The sequence below is a fragment of the Aestuariivivens sediminicola genome, assembly GCF_022662015.1.
GTDB classification, from domain to species: Bacteria; Bacteroidota; Bacteroidia; order Flavobacteriales; family Flavobacteriaceae; genus Aestuariivivens; species Aestuariivivens sediminicola.
In genome coordinates, this window is the sequence record NZ_JAKMCM010000019.1 from 1 (window position 1) to 1,092 (window position 1,092).

The window sequence follows — 1,092 nt, forward strand, 5'->3', positions numbered from 1 at the left end:
TGTATGTAGTCAAAGCATGTTTACCAGTTAGGCTTAAAATTAAGTTATTAGTTCATTTTTTGCAATAAATGATGTTTTCTTCTCTTCTTGATTGTTTTAATTTTAATTATCTCTCTTTGTTTTAATAGTTGATTTTCTCTTCCAAAATAGACATCTGATGGTGTCAGGTTTTGCAGTGATTCGTGATATCTATGATTGTTATAATACGTTACAAACTCTTCCAGGCGTTTAGTTAAATCACCAGGCAGATAATAGTTCTCCAGTTTTACAACATTCTTCATAGAACGGTGATAGCGCTCAATCTTACCTTGTGTTTGTGGATGATTGGGTTTGCCTCTTACATGATGTATTTGTTTTTCATTTAAGTACTCTTTCAAATCACCACTGATATAACATGAGCCATTATCAGATAACAGTTTTGGAGCATTCTCCTTAGTTAATCCAGTTTTTTTAAAAGCCTGTTCTATGGTTCTTTCTACATCGTCTGCTTTCATTGTAGAGCATAACTCCCAATGGATGATATAACGGCTATAATCATCTAAAACAGTTGAGAGGTAGTACCAGCCCCATCCAATGATTTTAAAGTAAGTAAAATCGGTTTGCCACATTTGGTTAGGTCTAGTGGTCTTGTCTTTAAACTCATCATTGGCTCTCATAACAATATATGCAGGAGAGGTAATAAGCCCTCTACTCTTTAAAATGCGGTAAACGCTACTCTCTGATATAAAATACTTTTTATTATCTGTTATCCAAAAGGCAAGCTCTCTGGGAGACATATGAGGAAGCTCTAAAGCAAGCTCAACTACCTCATTGCGTACTTTGTCTGGTATTCTGTTCCATTGACTATGGGAACCTCTTAACCTTGGAGCAAGTCCATCGTAGCCCTCTTTTTGATAACGACCATACCAGTTGTAGAATGTTCTTTTAGGAATACCCAGTTCTTTTAGAGTTCTGTTTACTCCAAGTTCAGAGTCTTCCACAAGTCTGATAATCTCGTACTTTTCTTGTTGATTGAATCTCATATACTTCTTAAACTCTATTGTAGACCATGTAAGCTTTTTTTAAGCACTCGTATCTCCAGAGCCTGCTCTG

Annotated in this window: 1 protein-coding gene; it reads right to left on the reverse strand. The window is 35.7% G+C overall.

What is annotated here, in order from left to right; genetic code table 11:
- Positions 1-47 precede the first annotated feature (47 nt).
- Positions 48-1,022: an IS3 family transposase gene (locus MR041_RS15565; protein WP_242095171.1), complete on the reverse strand. Its 975-nt coding sequence runs from the start codon at positions 1,020-1,022 to the stop codon at positions 48-50.
- Positions 1,023-1,092: the final 70 nt, after the last annotated feature.

Coding starts and splice junctions, on each gene's coding strand:
- MR041_RS15565 (WP_242095171.1), bottom strand. CDS start 1,022: ATGAGATTCAATCAACAAGAAAAGTACGAGATTATCAGACTTGTGGAA.